Source organism: Labrys miyagiensis (assembly GCF_030160835.1).
Taxonomy (GTDB): Bacteria; Pseudomonadota; Alphaproteobacteria; order Rhizobiales; family Labraceae; genus Labrys; species Labrys miyagiensis.
This window is the reverse complement of the sequence record NZ_BSPC01000049.1, coordinates 1-19,153: the sequence shown is the minus strand read 5'-3', so window position 1 is coordinate 19,153 and position 19,153 is coordinate 1. Positions and strand designations below refer to the sequence as shown.

Below are 19,153 nucleotides of genomic sequence, written 5' to 3'. Positions count from 1 at the left end.
TTGACGGCCGTAGCCCCTGTTCCGCAAGGGCGTAACTCCCGCCGGAACTTTGGCGTCAGGGCATTCTATCAACGGAGCCGCCAAGCGACGGAGTCGTTGCTCCACTTTAGAAGATGATAGAAGGCATGAGTGACCCTGTACTGGGTGCGTCAATGGTCACAAACCACAGAAAACTACAAAGGGCTGCAACTTTGTAGTTTTTGCAAGCCATCGATTTGGTTCACGGATCCCTCACAAACTAAAGACTTACAGAAACCACGAGCTTTTATCTGCATAAGCACGTCCAACCTACCCTTCTTGACGTTCCGCTGAAGCTCCCTGTTTTATGCGACACCTCTACTACGAAGCCTAGCACTTACGTCAGTTCAGGGTGTACGACAGACCACCCACGACACCAAAGTCGGGTTTGCTCTGGCTTGGCGAGTAGGTACCAGCAAGATTGGCGCGCCACTTCGAGTTCTCCGAGGTCCAGCCGATGCCAGCGGCGATGCCGACCTGGCTGTGATAGACGGACAGGGCAGCAGCAGCCGAGACCTTCCCCGGACGATCGTCGTAACGAAGGCCGGTAGCTGCCATCGCGGAGGCGATGCCGGAATTGGCCTTTTTGTAGTTGCTCGAAATCTGCTTCTGCAAACCCGCTATGTTGCCGTCAATGCCGGCAAAGCGCTGGTCCAGAGCCGTGATAGCGCCACCAACACTGTTGTAATTGTTACCGCCGACGCTATAGCTTGGCGCCGAGACTTGCCCGGCTGCATTCACCGTAGAGCCGCCGCCAAGAGCAGTGGCCACGGACGAGGCCGTCCCATAGAGCTGGGAGCCATTGATTGCATCGGTGGAAGCGGCGCTTACCTCGCCAGCCTTGACGTTGTGGACGCCGACCGGGGTGTTGGCCTGGCCCACAAGCGTCACATCGTTCGTCGCGATGCCGCCGTTCGGCGTGGTGAGGCTGCCGGGGCTGGAATATTGCACAGGCCCGGCACCGCCTGTTGACAGTGCCTCCACCGCCTGGTTGGTCGCATAGAGCTGCGAACCGTTCACGGCGTCTGTCGAGGTCGCGCTCAGCTGACCTGCTGCAACGTTGGACACCGTGCGCTCTGCGCCTTGGGAGCCAACACTCACGGTACCGACAGGTGAGCTGCCGGCGAATGCGTAGGTCGTTCCGTTAATGGTCGCGTTCGCAGTGCCGACCGGGGCCGTGGTCGCTGTCGAGCCGGCACCGATCGCCACGGAGTTGGCCGTGGTCACCTGGGCACCACTGCCAATGGCGACCGCGTTAATGGCACCCGCGTTCGACGAACTGCCAATTGCAATGCTGTCCGAAGCACCAGTCGCTGTCGACGCGTTGGCACCGATCGCGACGGAACGGTCACCACTGGCAGAGGTTGCCGGCCCTGCAGCGGTCGCATCCGTGCCGGCCGCCGCTGCTGCCGGAAGCGTGCTGTTAGCCGTGAAATACTTCAGGGTCGCGCCATTTTGGATATTGCTGATGGAATTGTTCAGTGTGGTGAGATTGGTGTCGACGGCTGTGAAGGCATCCGAAACGGTCGAATAGCTATTCCCCTGCACGTTGAATGAGGATCCTACGACCTCACCCGCACCGTTGACCGTCGTGGATCCCCCCAGGGTGTTGGCAATGCTGGTGGCCGTCGCATAGAGCTGGGAGCCGTTGACGGCATCGGTCGAGGTCGCGGAAACAGCGCCGTTCGCCAGATTGGCGATCGTCGTTCCGCCAGTTCCGCCCAGCGTCACGGTCTTTTTCGTGCCATCGTCATACTGGACCGCATTGGCGGTGGCATTGTTGACAGCCGTGTAAAGTTGGGAGCCATTCACCGCATCCGTGGATGTTGCCGAGATGGTGCCGGCGGCTACATTGGTGATCTTCGTGCCGGCCGCATCGATACCCGTCGTCGTCACGCTCGGACCGCCCGCGATGGTCAGGCCGTTGGTGGTGACGGAGGTGCCACCCACCGACAGGCTGTCGGCGATAGTCACGTCGGGAGAGAGGTTAAAGGTGACGGCGTTGTCCGTTTTGGTGATGGCAAGATTGCCATCGGTGTTGTTCAGGTCGACTGTGTCGCCCGGCGCGACATTGCTGGAGTTCACGCCATTGGCGGTGAGATTCCAGCCCTTGCTCGCGGTCTGGCTGACATCATAGAGCTGGCTGCCATTGACCGCATCGGTCGAGGTCGAGGTCACCGCGCCATTGGCAAGGTTGGTGATCGTTACCGGTGCGCCTGCGCCGGTGCCGCCCGTCGCACCCAGGGTGATCTGGCTCTGGGTTGTGTCGTCATATTTGACCGCGATATTGGCCAGGTTCGTCGTGTTGGTGTCTAGCGCCGTCAGCGCATCGCCAACCGTCGTCTTCGCCGTGGGTGCGTCCACCGCGCCGGTGGTGCTGATGCCGGAAATGTCCTGGCTGAAGCCGCTGATGTTGCCCGTCGTCGGATCGTAGGTCGCCCCGCCTCCGATTGTGGTCGCCGTCGTATTGCCTAGATTGTTGGTTGTGGTCCCAAGGCCAGTGATCGCCTGATTGGTGGCATAGAGTTCGCTCCCGTTAACCGCATCGGTGGATGTTGCCGTGATCTGGCCTGCTGCAACATTGGTGACGGTGCGCTCCTTGCCCGCCGCGCCAACGCTAACCGTGCTGGTCGGGGTCGTGCCCGCGAACGTATATGTCACGCCGTTGATCACGGTGCTGGTCGTGCCAACCGCCGCCGCCGTCACCGACCCCGATCCCAGTGCCACGTCGCCAGCGTTGTTGGCGATCGCCGTGTCGCCGAACGCTAGCGAGCCAGCGCCGAGCGCACTGCTGGTGTTGCCCAGCGCCAGGGAACCCTGGCCCTGGGCGTTGTTGCTGTTTCCGAGCGCCACCGCGCCCTGGCCAACGACTGTATTCTGATAGCCGACGCCGACAGCTCCTTGCGCGGCCGTACCAGCCGTGCCGACCGCCTGCCCGCCGCCGCCGACTAGGTTCGTGTTGCCCATCGCGACCGAGCCGTTGCCGGTCGCCGTATTGTCCATGCCGCTCGCGACCGCGCCATTGCCGGTCGCGGTGTTGGGGTCGCCGAGCGCCACCGCGCCATTGCCGTTGGCGACGTTGCCCGAGCCGATAGACACCGCCTTGCCGCCGGTCGCCACCGCATTGGTTCCCATGGCGACCGCCTCGGCGGAATTGGCCGTTGCATTCGTGCCGATGGCGATGGCGCTGGCCGCGCTGGCGGCTGATTGCCCGCCAACGGCGATGGCATTGACGCCTGAGGCGCTGGCGCCCACGGTCGCGTTGCCGCCGAGCGCCACGGCACCCGTCGCGAGGGCCGTTGCCCCGACCCCGACCGCAGTGGAGTATGCGCCGCTGGAGTTCGCGTTGTTGCCGAGCGCGACGCCGGAGGTCGCCGCGCTGCCAACCACTGCACCCGACCCCAGCGCAACCCCGCCGAAGGCCAGCACTTGCGCTTGGTTGCCCAGGGCGGTCCCGGAATCCCCCGACGCAGTGGCAAGAGGACCAAGCGCAGTCGAGTTTGCCCCCGACGCAGCGGCCTGATAGCCCCCAGCAAAGGCATTGACGGCGCTGGCGCTGGCCGACCAGCCTGCGGCGAATGCAAAGTTGGCGCTGGCCGTGGAGCTGACACCGACCGCAGTGGAATTACTTCCCTTGGCACTGGCAAAGGTCCCCAAGGCGCTGGCGCCGGCTCCGGTGGCACTGGCGTCAACGCCGAGTGCGACCGCATTGACGTTGCTAGCGACAGTACCGGCGCCCAGCGCCATTCCGCCGGAGCCTGCGGCCGCCGCATTCCAGCCGAGAGCCACCGCGTATTGTCCCGATGAATTGGCCAGGTAGCCGACCGCCGTCGCTTCGAGGGCGGAGGCCGCCGCCCCATTTCCGATCGCTGTGGTCTGGTTTGCCGACGCATTGGCGGATGTACCGAAGGCGCTGGCTCCGGTCCCTGTTGCAGAAGCGGTCGTACCGACGCTCGTGGCCCATGGCCCCGTAGCGGCGGCTCCATTGCCGATCGCAACCGCTTCAAAAGTAAAGCCAGTAGGGGCTGTTCCGCTTGCATTGGCATTCGTGCCGATGGCAATGGGAGAGCCGCCTAGCCCGGTGACGACCGCTTTGGCGCCATCTCCCAAGGCCACGGGAGCGCCGCCTGTGGCACTGGCTTGGCTGCTCGTACCGATCGCCACCGCGTTGCCGCCTGCCGCGGTTCCACCACCGGCAGTATAGTTCTGAGCGTTCGCCACCTGCGGGATCACCGTGATGCTCATCGCACCAATCGCCACGGCCAAGAGCCCGCCAAGCGCGAATTTACCAAGTCCCCGAGCTTTGGGCCGCGCGCCGAGCGCGTCATCGGTCATCCGCAGAACCGCCATCAGTCGACGGCAGGTCCTGACAGGCAGCAAACCGCCATTGGTGCGCGCAGTATACACCTTAGGTAAACTTACTTTTCTTGACATTCCACAAGCCTACGGCCGGCGCGACCGCGCCGTTTCATAGTACTTCCTTCGTATAATTTGCAGAGATCAGTCTGATTGTTGCGTAAGTACGACCTTAATTATGATGCTGCACCATAATAGCCACGAATAGGCCCGAGTCACCGAGCAGCTCGTCCCAATAGCAAGCAGACCGTCTCAAAAAAGGAGGTATGTTGTGCCAGGCCTGATCGATCGCATTTGGTCTGAGGTATCGCAAACCCAGTCGGTCAGCGGCGCTGACGATTGCGTGCCTCTCGCGGGCTGAAGCCAAACTCGAGACGGAATGCACGCGCGAAATCTGATCGCCAAGGGGCCACGATTGCCCCTTGGAACCGAATTATGGCCGCGAACCATTTGGGATGAGGCCTTTCCTGCACAGTCTGTCGCAGGCTGTTTCAATCAACCCGGAAGGAGTGGACCTCTTTCCGGACCTCGTGTGCGGTCCGCGGTGATGGGTCGAGGCGGCTATAGAATGAGAGAGCCTACCATCTATATCGCAGCCCTGCCGTGCCCTTGGCGGTATAGTTGTCACCGCTGGCGAAGGCATGAGCATAGTTGGCCTCGCCATAGACGCTCCAATTGGCGCTCAAGCTATAGGTGGCGCCGGCGCCGATCTCACCCCACAGGCGGCGATCCTTTTGGTCGAGCGTCACCCCAGCCACCTCCACCTGCGTGCCATCCAGAAAATCATAGGTGAGGTTGGCGATGCCGTAGAGCTGCAAGCGCTGCGTGTTACCGTTGCTGTCCTGCCAGGATGTCAGATTCTCGACCCGCAACCCCAGCCGTCCTTTCAGGCTGTCGCCCCGACCCGCCGAGATCGGATTGCCGAGATCGTCGCGGAAACTCGAAAAATCGGCATGGGTCCAGGCCAATTGCGCTTGCGGCACCAGCGCCCAGTTCGAGCTAAGATCAAAACGCTTGCCCACCTCCAGGCTGGCCACGCTGGCCCAGCCCTGGTTGTGGCCGCCCTTGGTGGAAATGTCCGAATCGAACCAGAGGAACTGGCCGATCGCATCGGCATAGAGCCCGTCATCGCCGAGCCAGGTCGCGTTCACACCAAGGCCATATCCGTTCGTGGTGATCTTGCCCTTCGCCCGCGCCGCGCCTGAAACGGGATCGGGCGTCACCGCGATGCGCGTCGAGGAGGTGCCGATCGTGGCATAGCTGCCGAAGGTCAGGTCCCCACCCGCTGCCTCGTAGGCCACGCCCTCATAACCCGCCTGCAGGAAGCCGAGGCCCTGCCTGTAGGAAGCGCCGACCTTGGGATCATAGGATGAATAGAGCCCGGCGATGCGGCCCCAGGCACCCTGGCCATAGATTACCGGCGTTCCGGCATGCACGCCGTTCTGCACCGCCGTCGGCGTGCAGCGATAATTCTGCGCCGGATCGTTGCACCAGATCGTCTGGGTCGGCGCCCCGTTCGGCCAGATCCGGTTGCCGGTGCGCTGCTGCAGCGTGCCGAGCGTGGCATCTGCGAAATTGCCGAGCGTGTTCAGATAGGGCAACACGGTCTGCGACGCTGGGCTCAGCGACGCCATCGAACGCAGATACCAGTTCTGATCGGCGGCTGACGGCGTGAGGCCGGAATAATGGAGGTTATAGTCATAAGCGCCGACCGCAACTGCGGCCTTCAGACGGAAGGCATCAGAGGTCGAAGTGCCGCCGACCTCCACCACCTCGATACCGTTCGCCGTGGTCGGGGCGCCGGGACCACCGACATTGCGGATATCAAGCAGCGTGCTGCCAGTGACATTGCCGTTCACTATCAGCTTATCCGTGGGCGAAGCATCATCGCCCAGAAAGGTGTTGAGTATCAATGTACCGCCATTGCCGACATAATTTCCTGTCACGGTCAGCGTCGAGCCGGGCGTGCCGCCTTTGAGATTGGTCGCGACAATGCCGGCATTTGACAGCGAATTCACTGTCCCGTTGAAGCCATTGGCATCAAGCGTCGCGCCACTCGCTACGGTGAAGTCGGAGCCGGAGCTGAACCCGCCCCCAGCCGCCGCTTGCAACGTGCCGGCCGAGACCGTCGTCGCACCGGCATAAGTGTTGGTCGCGGACAGCACCAAGGTGCCGGTGTTCGTCTTGGTCAAGCCCCCCGGGCCGGTAATCGCGCCCGTCCAGGTCAGCGTATTGCCGCCCGTCACATCGATGCCGCCGTTGTTCGCCGTGATGGTGATCGGCCGATTGCTGTCTGAGAAAGAGGCTGTCGCCTGCAGCGTGCCGCCGTTGAGGGTCAGGCCCGTTCCCGCCGCGCCAAGATTGGCGTCGGACGAAACCGACAGAATGCCTTGGTCGATGCTCCAGGCGGTTGCAACGCTCGTCGTACTGGTCAGCGTCCACGTGCTGGTACCGGTTTTCTGGTAGTTGCCAAAACCTAGGAATTGCGAGCCGATCAACCCCGCGTCGAGGCTCGCGTTGGCGCCGCCGCCCAACGCGAACGTGTCGGCATTGCTGAACGCCTGCACATTGCCGGCGATGTTGTAGCCCGCCTGCACTTCGAGCCGGTTGGCGCCGCCGGTGAAGGTGATGGCATTCGAGCGCGTCGTGCCGCTCAAGCCGCCGGCGATCGCGCCGGAATCGACGACATTGAGGCCGGAACCCACGATGCCAATACCGCCGGCGTCAATCGTGCCGGCGACCCCTCCGGCTCCTGGAGTTCCCACGGCGCCACCGCTGCCGCCCTGGATGGTGCCGGTGTTGGTGATGGTCGCATCCGAATCAACGATGGCCGCACCGCCGCTGCCACCATTGCCGCCTGCGCCGCCGGCACCTGCGGTTGTACCCGTGCCACCATTGCCGCCATTGCCACCGACGCCGCCATTGCCGCCTTGAATAGTGCCGGCGTTATTGATCGTGATTCCGGTGCCGTTGACGCCGCCCCCACCTCCGCCGCCAGAGCTGCCACTACCACCTTTGCCACCGGCGCCGCCATTACCGTCGCCACCAAGGCCGCCATTGCCGCCGGTACCACCGCTACCGCCCGCGAGAATGCCGGAACTCGCGTTGGTCAGCGTGAAGCCGGAACCGGTTACGGCCGAACCACCAGCGCCACCGGCGGAAAACGCACCGAGGGTTTGGGCGTCACCGCCAGCAGCGCCTGCACCGCCGTCGGCACCGTTGCCGTTCGCCCCACCGGCACCGCCGCTGCCGCCAACAACATTCACGCCGTTGGTGACGTTGACACCCGTACTCCAGACGCCGGCACCACCATTACCGCCTTGACCGGCATAATTCGCGAAGCCGCCGTGCTGTCCTGCGCCGCCCAGGCTGCCTGCCGAGCTCGCACCACCATTGCCACCGTTGCCGCCAGTGATGGTTCCGATCGTGGTTGTGCTGCCACCACCGCTGAGCACCGCGCCGGCGCCACCGCCGCCACCGCTGCCGCCATCGCTGCCGTTACCGCCCGCAATCGCGGAAACGCCGGCAGTTCCGCCATTACCACCAGCGCCGCCAATGATGGTTCCGATCGGTAATGACGATCCGACAAAGCCTGCGCCACCACCGCCGCCACCGCCGCCTGCGCCAGGCTGGGTTACGATCGAGGAAGTGTTGGTGGCGCCTGTGCTCCCGGTGGCGCCGCTAGAACCGTTGGGGTTGCCTGCCGTCCCCGCAATACCCCCAGCGCCGCCGGCGCCACCAGCAGGGCCACCAGGCGTAAACGTTCCGCCTGTGCCGCCGTCGCCGCCCGTGCCATTGGCAGAACCATTGGCACCGCTCGTCGCGCCACAAGGACCATTGAAAGCGACCCCCCCAACACCATTGCCACCGCCACCGCCACCTCCGGGGCTGCAGCCACCGCTGCCGTTACCGCCATTTCCATCAGCAAGAGCGGGCGACGCTCCGACATTCAATAGCGCCAGTATTGCCGCGACCACCAGGATCCGGAAAGATGTCGAATTAAAAAGGTCGAATTTGCCAGACCGAGCACGCCAAGTGCGCGCCAACGCCGAATCGCCAGATGCCATGTATTTCTGCTTTATTTTGGAGAGGCAAGAATGCGCCAGTCTTGTTGAGATCGTGAAATTATTGATAATTTACTATTTGCGAAAGCATCACAAAATAACTGACATCTCGGATTCTCCCTTCATGCATATCCATTACTGCACGAGGCCGCACTTATTGATTTTCGAAGGGAGAACGTCTTATGTAAAATTGCTGCCGATATTGAATTCGCACCATCTGAAGTTTTTTTTGATAATCCGATGCAGTTTCGCAACACTATGGCCAATGCGCCTTTCGGAATGCACCAGGAGCCTTGCCGGTAAATCTGCGAAAAGTTTGTGTAAAATGCACTTGATCAGCAAAACCACATTCGAAGGCAATTTCGGAGATCGACATTCCACTTTCGATAAGCAGACGTTGGGCCGTGTCGATGCGTCTTCGTAAGAGATACTGATGGGGTGTAAGGCTGGTTGAGCTTCGAAACAAACGCGTAAAGTGACTTGAGCTAAGGTCACAGACGGATGCAATATCTTCAAGAGAAAGTGACTTCGACAGGTTTTTATCAATAAATTCTATAACCAGATTTAGATTCCGAGGCGACAATCCTTTGATAGCCTTTTGATCTTGTGCCGACGTTGAAACGGCCGAGTGGTTCTCAACGACATGAGCGGCTATGGCTCTGATCAGGTGACCGGCATAGCTTGCCGAGCTTGAGCGCTTCATTCGAGCCAAGTGGCAGACTTCGGATACAAGCTGCTCAAGGAGAGGGCTGAAAAATGAGATACTTGGCGATATTCCCACCGACCCAACACCATCTCCAGATAATCCTTTCGTAATTTCATCAACAATATTTTGATGTATACAAAGATATATTGTTTCTATTGTATTATTTATATTGATATCGAAGTCCGAATACGGAGGGATGATAATAAATCTATTCGGCAAAACACTCGTATGAACGGACACCCCATTCAATCGCTCTATCGCTAAACCGGATCCGCTCACCGTGAGTCCAATAAGAAGGTGGGGGCGCGGCGAGTGAGTGCGTTTATGCGGCTCCTCCTTCTGTCGCGAAACGCAAAAGCCCTTCCATCCCAACCCCTCGCTGGTCACGATCAGGTGGATGTTGGCGTGCTGCTCCAGGGGATACGGCGGGTCGCTCTTGGAAGGAGGTGCAACTGGCGATGTCGATAAGTCTCTTTTTGGCGTCTGCGTGGTGTCTAGGGCTTGCTTTTTAGCTGCTTGCCGTTCCGCGCTGGAAGCGCTCGTAAGCCATCCGCCCGTCGCAGGAGGCGCCGTGTTGAAACTACTACGTGGCATATCTCAACATCGCTATTCGAGTTTCTAAGCACCCGCGAAGCTGCCGACGGGAGTTGGCTGTAAGGCCACGGGATCGCCGCCTGCGGCACCGACCTCGCTGCTTGTGCCGATTGCCACCGCATTGCCGCCTGCCGCAATTCCACCGCCTGCGGTATAGTTCTGCGCGTTCGCCACCTGCGGGATCACCGTGATGCTCATCGCACCAATCGCCACGGCCAAGATCCCGCCAAGCCCGACTTTACCAAGGCCCTGAGCTTTGGGCCGTACGCCGAGCGTGTCATGGGCCATGCGGAGAACCGCCATCAATCGGCAGCAGGTCCTGACAGGCAGCAAACCGCCGTTAGTGCGTGCAGCATACACCCGAGGTAAGCTTACTTTTCTTGACATTCCACAAGCCTACGACTGGCGTAACCATGTCGTTTCATAGTAATTTCTTCGAAAAATCTGTAGCGATCAGTTATATTGTTACGTCAGAGCAACCTTAACTATGATGCTGCACGATAATAGCCACGAATACGCCTGAGTCACCGAGCATCTCGTCCCAATAGCAAGCAGACCGTCTCAAAAAGGAGGTATGTTGTGCCGAGCCCGATCGATCGCATTCGGTCTGAGGTATCGCAAACCACAGTCGGTCAGCGGCGCTGACGATTGCGTGCCTCTCGCGGGCTGTAGCCAAACTCGCGACGGAACGCACGCGCGAAATCCGATGCAAAGTTGAAGCCGTAGCGATAGGCGATCTCCTGCACTTGCTTGTCGGTGTTGGAGGCAAGCTCAGCATGGGCGGCGTGCAAGCGCTGCCGCTGAATGTATCCGGTAACGCCGCCGACGTCCTCGAAAGCTCTGTACAGCTTCGAGCGCGAAATGCCGAGCTGGTTCGCCAAGTGCTCCGGCGTGAGATCCAGCTCATGCAAGTGCTTTTGAATATGAATGCGCGCGCGCCTTGAGAGCGCGGATTCAAGGGAAGCGCCCGTCTGCTCCAACCGGTCAAGTGACGGCCGGACACAGGTCGCAATCATTTCGACGGTGGCCCGTCCCGCCACTCCGAGCTCGTCTGGAGACATGCGTACGACCCGCGTTTCCAGATCCCTCAAATAGTCGCAGAGGAGTTCTATCAGACTGCCGGAGAGAAGAATATTTGACAGTCTATCGAGGCCATCGCCAACCGCCGCCGCGAAAGCTTCGCGCGGTAGTATAAGGAGTTGGCCATCGTAATCCCTGATGCGACCTCGAAAATCGTCATCGAGGGAGATCAAAAATATCGCGCCCGGACGAGCGTGAATCCGGCGCTCGCCGGTTTCGAACCAAGCTTCGCCAGATCGCATGTGGAATAGGAACCAATGGTTGATGGCGGGGCGGCGCAACCGTCGAGGAAGACATTTAAACGTTTGAGTGCCGAAGTACCCCGAATTGAACACGACCTCTGCCATGTTGCAGTTCATATATTCGACTTCAAACCCTTCCGCGAGGCTCTTGCCATCCGGGAGGCCGACATCGCTCAGCGAACTAATCCGGGCTTTCCAAACCGAGAAGTGCTCGGACCGATCATAGGGGAGTGTAGATAGAACCTGCGGTGGCGCCGGCGTGATGTCTCCGATGTTGCGCGGTTCGCGCGGCAGCGGAGCGCGGTCGATCGCAGCGGCTGGTGCACTATTGGTCACTAGCCGTTCCCAGGAACGTGCTTCTTCACGAAGTCTTCCGTCCGACGCTGTACGGCCGATCCCGGCGGCTTCGTTATTATGCCTGCGCACTGGCTTGGTCATTTTGATGCTCGGCATAGATTGACATGTCGGTGGGCAGGTTGATCGAAGTCGTGCGTACTGATTGCTTAGGCCGACGGCTCTGCCTGTATCGGACCACGGTGTCGGAGACGATGTAGCGGTTGTTGCCGCCGTGGGAGTTGAAGCCGAGCAACATCGGGCAAGCGACGACGCTCATGGCGACGACGTAGATCTTGGGAACGCTGCCATCGACGCGAAACCAGTCGATGCAGTTGCCGGTCTCAAGGTCGATGCCCCCATACCAGGGCTCGGAATGGCCGCCAGCGACGGCCGTACTGCCGCCCATGGGCTGCTTGCGCCGATCATACCTCAAAAGGCTTAGCGAGCATTCGCGCTGCATAGAAATGTCACCCAAAAGGATATAATTCGTCTTACAATTCTCCTTAAGGACAATGTTCGGCCGGGTCGAGCAAGGGGCTTGTTGCTGAAAAACTAAGCAATGCCGGGGAAACCCCGGACATGATGCAATGCAGCAACAGGCGACGAAACCTTCCCAAGAATGTGCTTTTGAGCGCGTTAAATTCCGGGCAGTTGGGGCCTAACTGACGGCGCCTGGTTAGTCCGCCACCGAGGCGATGGTCTGCTTTCGGGAATTAGGCAGATGAACAATCACGTTCGCGAGGGCGCAAGCGACCATCCTCGCACGGTCGCTTTGTATTGGCCTAGGCCAAAGGCCCTTGCGCCAGTCGACCGACCATAAGCGCCGATATGCGAATCTGACGGCGCTGCGTGTGCGTCTCGCAGTCGGCTAAGGGGAGGTGGTCGAACACGTACCCGCGCCCTATAGTAAGTGGCAGCGTCGGGCGTCAGCCGTCCAGCCATCGTGGAGCCCAGCCATGCATGTCCGTCCCTACCGCATTGGCATAAACGACGATGCGATCGCTGACCTGCACTCTCGGCTCGACCGCACTCGCTGGCCGGACGAGATCAACGACGACGATGGCGGCTGGGGCACCAACCTGCCCTGGTTGCAGGGCTTGGCGCGATACTGGCGCAATGAGTTCGACTGGAGGACGCAAGAGGCGCGTCTGAACACTCTGCCGCAGTTCATGGCCACGATCGATGGCCTGGACATCCATTTCGTCCACGTTCGGGGCAAGGGCCCTGACCCACTGCCTTTGATAATCACGCATGGCTGGCCCGGCTCGTTCATCGAGTTCGAGAAAGTCATTCCGTTGCTGAGCGACCCGGCTGCACATGGCGGCGATGCAGCCGACGCCTTCGACCTAGTGATCCCCTCGCTGCCTGGCTACGGCTTTTCAGGAAGGCCATCCCAATCGGGCACGGGCCCAGCGCAAATCGGCACTTTATGGGCTAAGCTAATGGCTGGCCTCGGCTATGGGCGATACGGTGCGCAGGGCGGCGACTGGGGCGCTGCGGTCACCACGGCGGTGGCGCTGGCCGATGCGGAGCATGTTGCTGGCATCCATCAGAACTTCATCTTCCGAATGCCGCAACCGCCCGTCGATGCCGCGGAACTGACCGAGGCAGAACGGGCCTACATTGCCGAGGTCGCCCACTGGGTGGATGTGGAGGGCGGCTATGCCCATATACAGGGCACGCGTCCCCAGACGCTCGGCTATGCGCTCACTGACACGCCGATCGGTCTGGCTGGGTGGATTGCAGAGAAATTCCGGGTCTGGAGCGATTGCGGCGGCGACGTGGAGGCGGTTTTTACCAAAGACGAACTGCTGACCAATATCTCAATCTACTGGTTCACCGGCAACATCACCTCGAGCCTTCGGCTGTACAAGGAACGTGCGCTCGCACCCCCGTTGATAGTTCCGGGTCGGCGCGTCCTGCCGCCGTTCGGCCATGCGCGCTTCCCCAAGGAAATTACCCGCCCGCCGAGAGCCTGGGCGGAGCGCATCTACGATGTCCGGCACTGGACCGAAATGCCGCGCGGCGGTCATTTCGCCGCCATGGAACAGCCTGCGCTGCTGGCCAAAGACATCTGCGCCTTCTTCCGCAAGTTGCGATGAAGGTCCGATTATTCGACCGCTCGCTCTGGAACGATCGGAGGGCAGGCAAGGGATAAAAAGGAAATCCGCCCCGAACAAATTCCCATACTTCCCGTTCAGCGAATCCAGTGCTTCCCATCGCCCTCCTTTTTTGGCTGTCAGCGCAGGTGGATCCGGGCGTCAGGACTGAGACGTTGGATTAAAGTCCCGCGTTCGAATCAGCCATGCATGGCCTAAGAACCGAAACGATGAATGATATAATCTTCGAATGGCTTGAACTCGCGTAACGCCTGGGCGAGGCTCTTGGAGGCGTCGGTTGGTATCCGGCCGGCCAGCGTAGTGGCTACTGTGAGCCCCTGCGGTTTGCCGCCCCGGCAGGTTTCCAGCCCCGAAATCGTCGAAAAATGAAAACCTCGCGCCTTGAGGTTGCGGATGATGCTGGGCACTGCTTCGATCGTGCTGGCATGGACGTCATGCATCAAGATGACCGATCCCGGCGGCGCCGCCGAAGTGAGTAGCTCTGTTATGCTGGCGTCGTCGTCGAGCCAGTCAAGTGAATCGAGGTTCCATGGGGTGATCTTGCGCCATAAACCGGCTTTGCGCAGCGCCGTCTCAACCCGGGCATCGATCTGCCCCCAAGGTGGTCGAATGCGATCGGGTCGGTGGCCGGTCTCGGCTATGATGGCTTCATCGGTCAATTCGATTTCGGCCACTACCTCGTCGTCGGGCAGGTCGGTGAGCCGGCGATGATCGTAGGTGTGGTTGCCGATCTCGTGGCCTTCCAGAAAAGCGCGTCTCACCAGCCCTGGCGAATAGGCAAGCCGCTTGCCAACCACGAAGAACGTGGCGTGTACTCCTTCGCGGGCAAGAATGTCGAGGAGGCGCGGAGTTAGCGTCGTGTCCGGTCCGTCGTCAAAGCTCAGTGCCACGCAGGGCACGAGCGGTGGCGGCACGTCCTGTGACGTTCCCGCCAGGGCCTGCCCAAGGGACAGTGCCAGCAACAGCGCCAGACGAAGAGAATGAAAACGGGGCAAGGAGAGCCTTGTATGGGGGCGCTGATTGATAGCCGGCAGTCGACTGATTGAGTGGGGTTGAGCCAAGTATGTTGGTTTAGTATGCACGGGTTGCTCGTGGCCCAAGCAAGCAATTTTGATGCCCGGATTGATATCACTGGACCGGACAGCTCTTTCAGCAGTGATGATCGCTCCGGCCATGGTCCTGGTTGGCCATTCCTTCGCAGGGATGATCGTCACCGAGGCGGCATGCATCCGTACGTCACTGCCCTCGTCTAGGTGGCAGCGCGAGGCGAGTAGATTTGGCGCTTACGCCTCGCCGGCGAAGGCTTATTTCGTGACCTCAAACTGTGTCCACATGCCAGCAGCGAAGTGCCCGGTCACATTACAAATCAGAAGATATTTTCCTGCTTTGAGTGGGACTTGCAGCGACCCCGACTTTCCTGGTTCAAGCTCCGAAACCTCGCCTTTATCGCCAGCCTTATCTTCATCGACCTTGCTGTCTTTGTCGATATAAGGCAGGGGCTTGGTCGGGTCTGCAAGATACATGACAATCATCTCATGAACTGTGTCCTTGGACGAATTCTTGACCTGGAAGATGACAATTCCAGCCGGGACACTTGATCTGGATAGTCTCATACCCATGGTTGCTTTCGACGGATCGGATCCCGACTTTGCAAAGGCCATATCGGTCGCCATCGGCGTCTCGGCGCCCTTATCCCAAAGCTCGACCTTAACGATCGAAGCGGCAGATGCCGCATTTAACGGAAATGCGAGTGCTAGACAGGTCGCCAACTGACCCAAATACATTTTGCCGGCTGCCATCGTCATTCTCCTCGCAAACCTCCTTCGACCTTCTCGACGGATCGGCTCGCACCTGATCATGGCCATTGCACAAGCAAAGGCTTTGAGGTGGATCAAGGTTCACACAATTACCTCCGCGATCTGGAGCGCCCGGTTCTCCAGAGACCTGTTTGCCGACCCCGAAAATATCAAATGGCCGAATCTGGCTACAGTATTCCCTTTTGATGGACCTGCCTTCTGCGAGCCGCCTCGATCCGGACACAATCTATGACCTGGATCAATACTGTCGTGCCCCCCAAGTAAATGATGGCGGTGACGACGAGATTGAGACCGGAGGCGCGAAATGCCTGGTTTCTTATGGTCGATTATGGATTTCGCAGCGCTCGTGGAACAATACTGCGCGCGGCGCTGTCAGCGCAATTGCAGGCTGGTTCCAGCAAGAGCAAGAAGGCCAGACCGAACCTTGGTTCAGGCTGCGATGGCTCGCCACTCTGCCAAGGCGGCCGAGCGTCTCTGCTTGTAGGTTTCTCGGTTGACGAGGTGGCGCTCCGAATTGAAGTGGTTGTGGATCTGGCTATGGACCGCGACAAATTTCTGGAGACTCTTTGTCTTCCGGAATAGGAGCATCGCCGCCTCTCGCCGTCGAAATGGTTGGTGAGAATTCTCGGCCCGGTTGTTCTTCCAGCGGCCGACTTCCCGGCGCTCGAGGTTGCCGATTTCCCGCATGGCAGCGCCATGGGAGCGCAACCCGTCGGTGACGATGACCTCAGGACGACCATAGCGCTTCATGGCTTTCTTAAGGAATTTCAACGCTTGGGTCTTGTCCCGGGTCTTGCTGACGAAGAACTCCAGCACCTCGCCCTCGTGATCGACGGCCCGCCAAAGATAGTGGAGCTCGCCGTTGACCTTCACGAAAACCTCATCGATATGCCAGCGTTCACAGCTGAAGTTGCCATCCCTCATCCGCCTCTTGCGGATGGCACCGGCGAACAGCGGGCCGAAGCGGTTCCACCAAAATCTCACCGTCTCATGGCAGATGTCGATGCCGCGCTCATGCAGCAGGTTCTCAACATTCCTCAAAGACAAGGGGTAACGCACGTACATCATCACGGCCAGGCGGATCACCTCCGGCGACGAATTGAAATAGCGAAACGGATTGGGCTTGGGATGCGCCATCCTCGCTCCCTACCCTTCCAGACCACTCTCTGCAATTTGCCCTGACAGAGCCCAACCGATACTGCGCCTTCTTTGCTTCGGAGTTACATTCGTTTGATCCGCTATCGTTTTGCCAAGGGTTCGACAGCAGGAAGCTCTTCCGACTGCGGCTCATCATCCTCGGAAATCCAGGCGGTCAGCAGTGTATAGGCCACAGCAAGAACCGTCGGGCCTATGAAGATGCCTAGTAGGCCGAAGGTGATCAATCCCCCGATCACGCCAGCCATGATCAGGAGCAACGGTAGATTGGCGCCGCGCCGGATGAGGACCGGCCGTATGATCTGGTCAATTGTCCCGGCAACCAGCGTGAAGGCCAGCAACGCGGCGCCTCGGATCACCTCCCCCGAATAGAATAGCCAGATCACCGCCGGTAAGAGGACGAAGCCGGGCCCGACCTGAACAAGGCACAGAATGAACATCAATGCAGTGAGCAGCGCTGCGAAATCGACGCCCACCGCAACGAGTCCTATCCCTCCGATGAGACTCTGGACAAGCGCAGTCACGACTACACCGAGCGCAACGGCTCGGATCGCCTGTCCTGCGAGAGCGACGGCCCGCTCGCCGCGTTCGCGCGCCATGCGCCGGCCGAAGCGAAGCATATAGGCGCCGGCGTTCTCACCACCTGCGTAAAGGACCGCGGCGAGCACCGTCGACAGGAGGAGTTGCACTAGTAGCCCGCCAAGGCTTCCCGCGACTGAGGCCAGCCATTGTGTAGCGGTGCCGGCATAGGGCGCGAGCCAGGTTGCGGCGAGGTCCTGGACGCCGGTCGAGGTCAGGCCTTCCCAAGTATCCGCGATGCGCGCCCCAACGATCGGCACGTCGGCGAGCCACGGTGGTGGCGCTGGAATGCGCATCAAGAGGATCTTGCGCAAGAGATCGGCGATCACGTCGAGATTTGTGACTACTTTGCTGACCGCGAGCCAGAGCGGCACGATCAGCAGCATTAGGATCAAGGCCGTCATGATCAGCACCGCGATGCCACGTCGATTGCCGACATGGCGCTCGACCCAGCGCATTAGAGGCCAGGTCGCCAGCACGAGCGTGGTCGCCCACAAGATTGCGGGCAGGAACGGCCGTAAAACAAAGAAGCTGGCGAGCAGCAGCCCTCCGATAAACAGTACGTTAAGGGTGATGCGCCCGATGTCCTGATGGCTCTGCGGCATGCTGCGCCCCGAAAACCGGAGTGTTCACAACTTAATATCGTCCTGGCAAGCGCCACGATGCAAGCGATCCGAGCTTACGACGGATGTGTCGCACTGTAGCTAATAGGGCTCTTCCTCAATTTGTGTGGTGATCGAAGCCCTTTCGGGAGCCTAACGGTCTGACAAACTTCGAGAATTCGGGAAAGCTCTTCGTGACTGAATCGGGCACAACAAAATATCTTCAGCGCAAATCGATTTGCCTAACGGGCGCTGTCAGCGCAACTGCAGGCTGGTTCCAGCAAGTGCCAGAAGGCCAAACCGAGCCTTGGTTCAGGCTGCGATGGCTCGCCACTCTGCCAAGGCGGCCGAGCGTCTCTGCTTGTAGGTTTCTCGACTGGCGAGGTGGTGCTCCGAATTGAAGTGGTTGTGGATCTGGCTATGGACCGCGACAAATTTCTGGAGACTCTTTGTCTTCCGGAATAGGAGCATCGCCGCCTCTCGCCGTCGAAATGGTTGGTGAGAATTCTCGGCCCGGTTGTTCTTCCAGCGGCCGATTTCCCGGCGCTCGAGGTTGCCGATTTCCCGCATGGCAGCGCCATGGGAGCGCAAGCCGTCGGTGACGATGACCTCAGGACGACCATAGCGCTTCATGGCTTTCTTAAGGAATTTCAACGCTTGAGTCTTGTCCCGAGTCTTGCTGACGAAGAACTCCAACACCTCGCCCTCGTGATCGACGGCCCGCCAAAGATAGTGGAGCTCGCCGTTGACCTTCACGAAAACCTCATCGATATGCCAGCGTTCACAGCTTAAGTTGCCATCCCTCATCCGCCTCTTGCGGATGGCACCGGCGAACAGCGGGCCGAAGCGGTTCCACCAAAATCTCACCGTCTCATGGCAGATGTCGATGCCGCGCTCACACAGCAGGTCCTCAACATTCCTCAAAGACAAGGGGTAACGCACCTACATCATCACGGCCAGGCGGATCACCTCCGGCGACGAATTGAAATAGCGAAACGGATTGGGCTTGGGATGCGCCATCCTCTCTGCCCTACCCTTCCGGACCAGCCTCGGGCAATTTACTCTGACACAGTCAAATCGCGGCTTTGCTCAGGATATTCTCCAGATCTTTGTCGAGCTTCCGAGCAATAATATCGACTCTCTCGTTGCCAAACTGCCCGAAGGTCGAAACCGGCCGATCGTACTCAAATGCGACTTCGCCCTCGGGACTTTCCCGAAGCAGGACACGAATGGGTGCATAAAGACCAGCTGAGATATTGTGGCGAGTCATCAGCGACGCGGTCAGCGGATTACCAATGTCATATTGAACAGCCCGCCGCTTCAAACCGGCAATTGCCAAGAGCGCGCCGTGGTCCCTGCTTCCAAAGATCGAAAGAATTGCCGCCGCCTCAAGTTCTTGCCGTGCCCGATCAATCAAGCCGAAACGGAATAGGGTCAGGAAGCCGTCGTCCAGGCGCGGAACAAGCGCTTCGAGGGTTTCCCTT

Annotated in this window: 13 protein-coding genes; 1 reads left to right on the top strand and 12 read right to left on the bottom strand. The window is 59.9% G+C overall.

Features of this window, described 5'->3' with window-relative positions:
• Positions 1 to 360: 360 nt before the first annotated feature.
• The 6 genes from QQL24_RS22295 to QQL24_RS22270 form a co-directional block, all read right to left on the bottom strand.
• Positions 361 to 4,353: a beta strand repeat-containing protein gene (locus QQL24_RS22295; protein WP_284314502.1), complete on the bottom strand. Its 3,993-nt coding sequence runs from the start codon at positions 4,351 to 4,353 to the stop codon at positions 361 to 363.
• A gap of 599 nt (positions 4,354 to 4,952) precedes the next feature.
• The gene (locus QQL24_RS22290) at positions 4,953 to 8,441 is read right to left on the bottom strand and encodes an autotransporter family protein (protein WP_284314501.1); all 3,489 of its coding nucleotides are present in this window, start codon (positions 8,439 to 8,441) and stop codon (positions 4,953 to 4,955) included.
• Positions 8,442 to 8,694: 253 nt separating this feature from the next.
• Entirely contained in the window at positions 8,695 to 9,738 is a 1,044-nt protein-coding gene (locus QQL24_RS22285; RefSeq protein WP_284314500.1) for a helix-turn-helix domain-containing protein, read from the bottom strand.
• Between the two features lie 24 nt (positions 9,739 to 9,762).
• On the bottom strand, positions 9,763 to 10,026 hold the full coding sequence (locus QQL24_RS22280; protein ID WP_284314499.1) for a hypothetical protein: 264 nt from the start codon (positions 10,024 to 10,026) through the stop codon (positions 9,763 to 9,765).
• A 344-nt stretch (positions 10,027 to 10,370) separates the two neighbouring features.
• Complete coding sequence (locus tag QQL24_RS22275; RefSeq protein ID WP_284314498.1) at positions 10,371 to 11,498, bottom strand: helix-turn-helix domain-containing protein; 1,128 nt, start codon at positions 11,496 to 11,498, stop codon at positions 10,371 to 10,373.
• Positions 11,473 to 11,802, bottom strand: a complete 330-nt coding sequence (locus QQL24_RS22270) for a hypothetical protein (RefSeq protein WP_284314497.1) — start codon at positions 11,800 to 11,802, stop codon at positions 11,473 to 11,475. Before QQL24_RS22270 ends, QQL24_RS22275 begins: the two co-directional genes overlap by 26 nt.
• Before the next feature lie 550 nt (positions 11,803 to 12,352).
• Between QQL24_RS22270 and QQL24_RS22265 the strand changes: the two genes are divergently transcribed.
• Complete coding sequence (locus QQL24_RS22265; protein ID WP_284314496.1) at positions 12,353 to 13,498, top strand: epoxide hydrolase family protein; 1,146 nt, start codon at positions 12,353 to 12,355, stop codon at positions 13,496 to 13,498.
• Positions 13,499 to 13,710: 212 nt separating this feature from the next.
• On the opposite strand, the gene QQL24_RS22260 is transcribed toward QQL24_RS22265, so the two are convergent.
• From QQL24_RS22260 to QQL24_RS22235, 6 genes are all read right to left on the bottom strand, one after another.
• The gene (locus QQL24_RS22260; protein ID WP_284314495.1) at positions 13,711 to 14,745 is read right to left on the bottom strand and encodes a polysaccharide deacetylase family protein; all 1,035 of its coding nucleotides are present in this window, start codon (positions 14,743 to 14,745) and stop codon (positions 13,711 to 13,713) included.
• Positions 14,746 to 14,820: 75 nt separating this feature from the next.
• Positions 14,821 to 15,315, bottom strand: coding sequence for a sulfocyanin-like copper-binding protein (locus tag QQL24_RS22255; RefSeq protein WP_284314494.1), 495 nt, complete (start codon positions 15,313 to 15,315; stop codon positions 14,821 to 14,823).
• A 447-nt stretch (positions 15,316 to 15,762) separates the two neighbouring features.
• Complete coding sequence (locus tag QQL24_RS22250; protein ID WP_284314493.1) at positions 15,763 to 16,470, bottom strand: IS6 family transposase; 708 nt, start codon at positions 16,468 to 16,470, stop codon at positions 15,763 to 15,765.
• A 101-nt stretch (positions 16,471 to 16,571) separates the two neighbouring features.
• Complete coding sequence (ydiK, locus tag QQL24_RS22245; RefSeq protein WP_284314492.1) at positions 16,572 to 17,672, bottom strand: AI-2E family transporter YdiK; 1,101 nt, start codon at positions 17,670 to 17,672, stop codon at positions 16,572 to 16,574.
• Between the two features lie 309 nt (positions 17,673 to 17,981).
• Positions 17,982 to 18,599: an IS6 family transposase gene (locus QQL24_RS22240; RefSeq protein ID WP_431310734.1), complete on the bottom strand. Its 618-nt coding sequence runs from the start codon at positions 18,597 to 18,599 to the stop codon at positions 17,982 to 17,984.
• Between the two features lie 142 nt (positions 18,600 to 18,741).
• A partial coding sequence (locus QQL24_RS22235; RefSeq protein ID WP_284314490.1) for a DUF302 domain-containing protein occupies positions 18,742 to 19,153 on the bottom strand: 412 nt, incomplete at its 5' end.

Excerpts from the sequence above, each read along its gene's own strand:
- QQL24_RS22295 (WP_284314502.1), bottom strand. The coding sequence starts at position 4,353 with ATGACCGATGACGCGCTCGGCGCGCGGCCCAAAGCTCGGGGACTTGGT.
- QQL24_RS22290 (WP_284314501.1), bottom strand. The coding sequence starts at position 8,441 with ATGGCATCTGGCGATTCGGCGTTGGCGCGCACTTGGCGTGCTCGGTCT.
- QQL24_RS22285 (WP_284314500.1), bottom strand. The coding sequence starts at position 9,738 with ATGCCACGTAGTAGTTTCAACACGGCGCCTCCTGCGACGGGCGGATGG.
- QQL24_RS22280 (WP_284314499.1), bottom strand. The coding sequence starts at position 10,026 with ATGGCCCATGACACGCTCGGCGTACGGCCCAAAGCTCAGGGCCTTGGT.
- QQL24_RS22275 (WP_284314498.1), bottom strand. The coding sequence starts at position 11,498 with ATGACCAAGCCAGTGCGCAGGCATAATAACGAAGCCGCCGGGATCGGC.
- QQL24_RS22270 (WP_284314497.1), bottom strand. The coding sequence starts at position 11,802 with ATGGGCGGCAGTACGGCCGTCGCTGGCGGCCATTCCGAGCCCTGGTAT.
- QQL24_RS22265 (WP_284314496.1), top strand. The coding sequence starts at position 12,353 with ATGCATGTCCGTCCCTACCGCATTGGCATAAACGACGATGCGATCGCT.
- QQL24_RS22260 (WP_284314495.1), bottom strand. The coding sequence starts at position 14,745 with ATGCATGCCGCCTCGGTGACGATCATCCCTGCGAAGGAATGGCCAACC.
- QQL24_RS22255 (WP_284314494.1), bottom strand. The coding sequence starts at position 15,315 with ATGGCAGCCGGCAAAATGTATTTGGGTCAGTTGGCGACCTGTCTAGCA.
- QQL24_RS22250 (WP_284314493.1), bottom strand. The coding sequence starts at position 16,470 with ATGGCGCATCCCAAGCCCAATCCGTTTCGCTATTTCAATTCGTCGCCG.
- ydiK (WP_284314492.1), bottom strand. The coding sequence starts at position 17,672 with ATGCCGCAGAGCCATCAGGACATCGGGCGCATCACCCTTAACGTACTG.